At 47.3% G+C, this 6,193-nt stretch carries 5 protein-coding genes; 3 read left to right on the top strand and 2 right to left on the bottom strand.

Annotated elements, in window-relative coordinates:
* Positions 1-134: 134 nt before the first annotated feature.
* The gene (locus QT990_RS35140; RefSeq protein WP_333466377.1) at positions 135-1,091 is read right to left on the bottom strand and encodes a glycosyltransferase family 2 protein; all 957 of its coding nucleotides are present in this window, start codon (positions 1,089-1,091) and stop codon (positions 135-137) included.
* 101 nt (positions 1,092-1,192) lie between these two features.
* Positions 1,193-2,164 (bottom strand): glycosyltransferase family 2 protein, encoded by a 972-nt coding sequence (locus QT990_RS35145; RefSeq protein WP_333310946.1) that lies wholly within the window; start codon positions 2,162-2,164, stop codon positions 1,193-1,195.
* 309 nt (positions 2,165-2,473) lie between these two features.
* Between QT990_RS35145 and cobU the strand changes: the two genes are divergently transcribed.
* From cobU to QT990_RS35160, 3 genes are all read left to right on the top strand, one after another.
* Positions 2,474-3,049: a bifunctional adenosylcobinamide kinase/adenosylcobinamide-phosphate guanylyltransferase gene (cobU, locus tag QT990_RS35150; protein WP_333148158.1), complete on the top strand. Its 576-nt coding sequence runs from the start codon at positions 2,474-2,476 to the stop codon at positions 3,047-3,049.
* A 280-nt stretch (positions 3,050-3,329) separates the two neighbouring features.
* Positions 3,330-3,752: a hypothetical protein gene (locus tag QT990_RS35155; protein ID WP_333148160.1), complete on the top strand. Its 423-nt coding sequence runs from the start codon at positions 3,330-3,332 to the stop codon at positions 3,750-3,752.
* A 77-nt stretch (positions 3,753-3,829) separates the two neighbouring features.
* Positions 3,830-5,899: an AarF/ABC1/UbiB kinase family protein gene (locus QT990_RS35160; RefSeq protein ID WP_333466378.1), complete on the top strand. Its 2,070-nt coding sequence runs from the start codon at positions 3,830-3,832 to the stop codon at positions 5,897-5,899.
* Positions 5,900-6,193 lie beyond the last annotated feature (294 nt).

The following is a 6,193-nucleotide window of genomic DNA, read 5'->3' on the forward strand; positions in this document are numbered from 1 at the left end:
TCCTGGCACATCTCTTGATGAAATTATTCGTGCTTATTGTGAAGTCTAGTGTCTCATACTTATTTGAAATGACTATATCTGCGTTCATCGGCGTCAATCCGCCGCCATCTGCGGTTAAAATTTCATACCTACTATTACGGCAATTTCACTTCAGTCTCCTGAGTGATAACTACTGGCGGCGACAGAGCAGGCTCTGATTCTGCCACATTTAACTGACCGCCACAACAACGCAACTCGTAAAGTTTTGCATTAATTTGATACTCATATTGACTCAATAGCCTTGCATAAATATAGCCAGCTTTTCCATCCAAAAAGCCGAGCTGAATGAAATAAAATAAAATAAATCTGAGCATAGGTTTAAAAGGCAGCCACACCCAAACTTTTTTGAGAAAGCGTTTCCGCTGCACTGCATCTCCAAATAAGTGAGCGCCAATAGTGCCGCTGTCGTCGCGCCCTTCAATAATATTGTAATAAACGCGAGCTTCCCAATTAGAATAGCGGTTGTGCCGTTCTATCCAGTGAAATAAATCGCGGTAATCCTCGTGGATCATGTCATTTTTTAAGTAGCCGACTTGACCCGCTAAAATTACGTGTTCGTGAACTTCGTTGTCGCCAGTATTGGGGACGGATTCAGTGCCGAGGTTTTCGTAACGGCCTTTTTGATGCTTGAACAAACGCAAATTCCAGTCGGGATATCGGCCGCCGTAACGCAGCCACTGACCTAAAAAGAAGACTTTGCGGTTGAGGTAGTAGCCGTCAAAATTGGGGTCTTCGATCGCCTGCGCGATTTCGTCCCAAAGTTCCGGCGGAATGCGCTCGTCGCAATCGACAATTAATACCCATTCGTTGCGAAAGGGCAGATTGTCCAATGACCAATTTTTCTTTTTCGGCCAGCGGTTGTCGAAGTAGAATTGCACTACTTTTGCGCCCGTGCTGATGGCAATTTCTACCGTGCGATCGCTGCTTTGGGAATCAACCATGAAAACTTCATCCGCCCTGGCAATGCTGGCCAGACACGCAGGTAGATTAAGTTCTTCGTCTTTTGCCGGAATGAGAACTGAAACCGGAATCTTGGATGAACTAGATGTCATAATCGAGTGCTTGAACCTAAATGCGGTCGAGTTTTGGTGGATGAAATGCGATCGGCACAGCAGGGCCGACGACTTTAGCAGCGAGGGATATTGCCTATAGCCTAATGCCTGCTGGTCGATTTCGGTGCAAAAATCAGGCCGCGGATGGCTGCGCTCAAATAACCGATTTGACCCCAGGCAAAAACGAAATTTTCAAAGCGCAGCCCTGGATCTCTAATATATTTAAAAGACTTCCAGACTCCCCTCAAGATTCTTTCACCCCCCCGCCCAAGCTGAGCAATACCGGCTCGATCGGACAATTGTTCGCGATAACACTCGCTGATGCCTTGCCACCACCCGCGCTGTAGAAACCAAGCTTTGTTGAGCCTTTCTGTCGCGACATGGTGAAGCACCAGGGCCTCCGGTAGATAAACTACTTGCCAACCTAACTCTAAAGCTAATTCTGTGGCCCGCAACTCTTCATTTGACAGCAACTTTTTGCCGACTCTACCGAGTTTGGCATCGAAGCCGCCAATTTGTTCGAGAAAAGCGCGCCGGATTGAATAGTTTACACCCCTGGGAGTCAAACCGGCAGCAGTCACGTATAGGTAAGTATCGCCTAAATCGTATGATCCCAAGTTCTGGGCCAATCCCGGTGACAGCCATTCGGGCGGGCTGACTCCCGAAGGCCAGAGCAAATTTACTTTGCCACCAGCTACGGCGAGTTGTTGATTGCTTTGATAAGCCGCGTGCAGCACCCTGAGCCAATTCGGCTCAGCAATAGCGTCGTCGTCGAGATAAGCTAATATTTCACTGCGAGCTTGCTTAGCGCCTGTGTTCCGGGCTACTGACAGACCGATTTCGGGTTCCCAGACGTACTTGAGACGCCGATCGCCCTGTCTTGCTTCTACCACCTCGCGGGTGCGCGAAGTCGAACTTTCGGGGCTTGCATAATCGCTAGAAGCGTTATCCACTACTACTACTTCAAAGTTGTCGGGAAAATCCTGTACCAGCAAGCTGTCGATCGCCCCACCTAAATAGGCGGCGCGATTGTGGGTGCAAATAATCGCTGATATCTGAGGATGATCTGGCATAAATAACAGCTTGGGAAATACGGGGGTTCTCGATCGACTTACTCTGATATTGTCTCATCAATGCTATTATCGCTTAAAAAGCATTTGGTAGTTGGCCGTTTAAATCATCATGGGTAATTGCTAATTGGGAATTGGCAATTGGGAATTATGTTTAATCCTTTGTATGTGACCCCGCCCAAAGAAGGGAGACAAGCCCGCGACATTAGTCGCGAGCAGCCCAAAAGTTTTAACCAAACTTCAATCTCCCAAAATCATTTGTTGTGGAGTAAATCTAAAATCTAAAATCTAAAATCTAAAATCGACTGACTAATGAGTAACTCAGAACCCACCACATCAAGACAATTAATCTTAGTAACTGGGCCGGCCCGAAGCGGCAAAAGTGAATGGGCCGAAACTCTGGCGGCGGGTTCTGGGAAACAAGTAATCTATGTGGCTACCGGTCAGGTTGATGAAACGGATTTGGAGTGGATTCGTCGCCTCGATCGGCACCGAAATCGCCGTCCAGTTGATTGGGCAACTCTAGAAGTGCCGATCGAATTATCGGCCGTTTTGCGAGCAAGCAAGCCGTCAGATTGCTTGTTGATTGATTCACTGGGAACTTGGACGGCAAATCTTTTGGAACAAGAAGCTGCTGTTTGGGCGACTACGCAGCAAGATTTGCTAGCCTGTTTGAAGTCGGCGGCGGCTGATGTAATTTTGGTAGGGGAAGAAACCGGATGGGGCGTTGTGCCTGCTTATCCGGCGGGGCGGCTGTTTCGCGATCGCCTCGGCACTCTCGTGCGCCACATCGGGGCGATCGCCGATACTGTTTATCTCGCCACCGGAGGTTACGCCTTGAATCTCAGCGCTTTGGGTACCCCGCTGCCGCCGGTAGCGAAAAATTAACAGCCGGAGTCGCGATCGACAAGAGAGAAAATATATCGGTTTCCCGAACGACAATTTTAACTGAAAATCAGGTAGAATTTTCATTAAGTAAGATTGAAAATTCAAGACTCACATAAATTAGTCAAAAAACATACTCACTAGGGGGACAGCTCAACAATTTGACATGAGGAATAGCCAAATTTTGAAATTATGTAAAAGATAAAATGTCTCTTAAGAAAGAGTGGTAATTTCCAATTAAAAGTCTAAAATAATCAATTAGTTGAAGGGTTGACTAAAAGTTATGGCATCAGATAGTGAAGTAAGAAAATATATTGCTTACTGGTTTCAGTTAGGCAAAAAAGTATTAATTCGCAACGGTTCCGAAGCGCTGCAGCCCAAATTGGTAAATGGGGGCGATCGCTACAGCCAGGAATTTGAAGACTGCTGGCAAAAAATCATCTCCCGCGACAGCGGAGACTGTTACCTCGAAGGCACAAACGAAACAATTGCCCAACTGCTGACGCCAGCTTGGGAAATCAGTCCCTGCGCGCGCTGCGCTATGCCCGTAGTGTTCAAACAAACCGGAATGCCCCCGGAGTTCTGTCCCTGTAACGACTTACCGAACTGGCCCGATACCGAAATGCCCCAACCTCGATCGCCCGTCAGCAGCCAATCGCAACTATCAGGCATTCGCGATCGACTCCAAAGATCCAGCGGCGAGTAAGTATATAAGAAGGAAGAAGGGTCTTCTTCCTTAAATTGTTACAATATATTTACAATGCTTCACACTAGGTCTGATTTATGAATGTCAAGACAGTATCGCCAGCCTCCCCGCCAACTTATGTAAATTCAGGGACTCAGGCTGTACTCGGCAATCTCCAAGATGCAAATACAATTCCCCTGCAAGCAGTACCAGTATCACTAGAGACGCAGCTCGTAACGGACGATCGGCTCAAATCAGCCAGAGACATAGCTTTCGAGTTAGCCGGAGATGCTGTTCGGTACGATCCAGTGGCGATCGCAGCCCTGTACCGAAATCGACCTCTACAAGTCTGGGGAAGGCTGTCGAGCGTTGTTTGGACATTTTTTAGCTTTGCCTTCAGTGTGTGGTTCGACGGCAAAACAGGTCGTACCGCCACAAACGAAAAGCGTCGCGCCGTCCGACTGCGGGAAATTCTCGGCCAACTCGGCCCAGCTTTCATCAAAATCGGACAAGCACTTTCAACACGCCCCGACTTAGTACCGCCAGTATATTTAGAAGAACTAACAACGCTGCAAGACCAATTGCCAGCATTTCCCAACGAAGTAGCATATCAATTCATCCAAGAAGAATTGGGAGCCCACCCCAAAGACATCTACGCAGAAATCAGCCCAGATCCGATCGCCGCAGCATCTCTCGGACAAGTCTACAAAGGCAAACTCAAAACCGGAGAAACAGTCGCAATCAAAGTCCAGCGACCGGGTTTAGCCGAAAACATCGGCTTAGATATCTACATCCTGCGGCGTCTTGCAGTTTGGGCACAAAACAACTTCAAAATAATTCGCAGTGACCTCGCCAGCATTATGGACGAGTTGGGCGAGCGCATTTACGAAGAAATGGACTACACCCACGAAGGTCAAAATGCCGAACGGTTTGCCCAACTCTACGGCCACATCAAAGACATTTATGTTCCCAGCATCTACTGGGAATATACCCGCCGCCGCGTCTTAACAATGGAGTGGATCACCGGCATCAAACTTACGAATTTAGAGGCCGTTAAAGCTCAAGGAATCGACGCTCCTTACTTAATTGAAGTGGGGGTGCAGTGCTCTCTCAGACAACTTCTCGAACACGGTTTCTTTCACGCCGACCCGCATCCCGGCAATCTTTTGGCAACTCCTGACGGTCAATTAGCTTATCTCGATTTCGGGATGATGAGCGAAGTTAAACCTTATCAGCGGTACGGCTTGTTGGAAGCTGTGGTGCATTTGGTGAACCGCGACTTTGAAGGTTTGGCAAAAGATTATGTCAAGTTAGAGTTTTTAACGCCAGACACCGATTTGACGCCAATTATTCCGGCTTTGGCGGGGGTATTTAACAATGCTTTGGGTGCTAGCGTTGCCGAACTCAATTTCAAAAGCATTACTGACGAACTTTCGGCGGTGATGTACGAATATCCTTTCCGGGTTCCAGCTTACTATGCTTTGATTATTCGATCGCTCGTCACGTTAGAAGGGATTGCCATTAATGTCGATCCAGAATTCAAAGTGTTGAGCAAAGCTTATCCTTACGTTGCAAAACGGCTGTTGAGCGACCCCGCACCGGAATTGAGAGCATCCCTGCAAGATTTGCTGTTCAAACAAGGCGAATTCCGCTGGAACCGCTTAGAAAACTTGCTCAACAATGCCCGCGAGAGCGAGGATTACGATGTCAGCAAAATCTTGAACCAAGCATTAGAGTATTTATTTTCCGAAAGAGGAGATTTCATTCGCGATCGTATTGTCCTGGAATTAGTCAAGAGTCTCGACACACTTTCCAGCAATGCTTTTGCTAACGCCAAAGCAGTCGTCGGCGAATGGTTTGGAGTCAAGGCAAATCAACCTGTGGTTTCACCAACTGAACAAAAAAACTTAGAACACATCAAACGGATTTGGGATATTTTGCAATCAACTCCCGGCTTTGACGGGACGAAAGTATTGCAGCTACTTCCGCAATTGTTGGTGAAACCGGAAGTGCAGAATATGGGGCAGAAAGTAGTCGGCGGTTTAGCTCAAAGAGCAGTTGCTAGGGTTATTCGTGAGTTTTTGCTTTCGCAGGAACCGGATGCCATTCCCGTGAATGGAAGCTATGCTAAAACTTCGCCTCAGTTGTCTTTACCTGCTGCGAAGTAGTTATATCATGTCAGGTGAATTGACCATAATTCCTGTAGGGGCGGGTTTACCAATATCTACAATAGAAACGAGAGATTCTGTAAACCCGCCCCGGCTTTTGAGCGTGGTCGATCGACCGCACATGATATTAGATTGGGAGATTGGGATGTTTTTTGACCGCAGATATTAGCAGATAAACACAGATGAACGCAGATGAAATTTCGTCTGCGTTCTTTTAATTAAGGATCGCGAATTAAATAACTTACAATTTTAATTGTTATTGTGGGATGGGCGTCCCGCCCGTCCTTTTTGGAC

The sequence above is a fragment of the Microcoleus sp. T3_B1 genome (assembly GCF_036700445.1).
In the GTDB taxonomy this organism is placed as follows: Bacteria; Cyanobacteriota; Cyanobacteriia; order Cyanobacteriales; family Microcoleaceae; genus Microcoleus.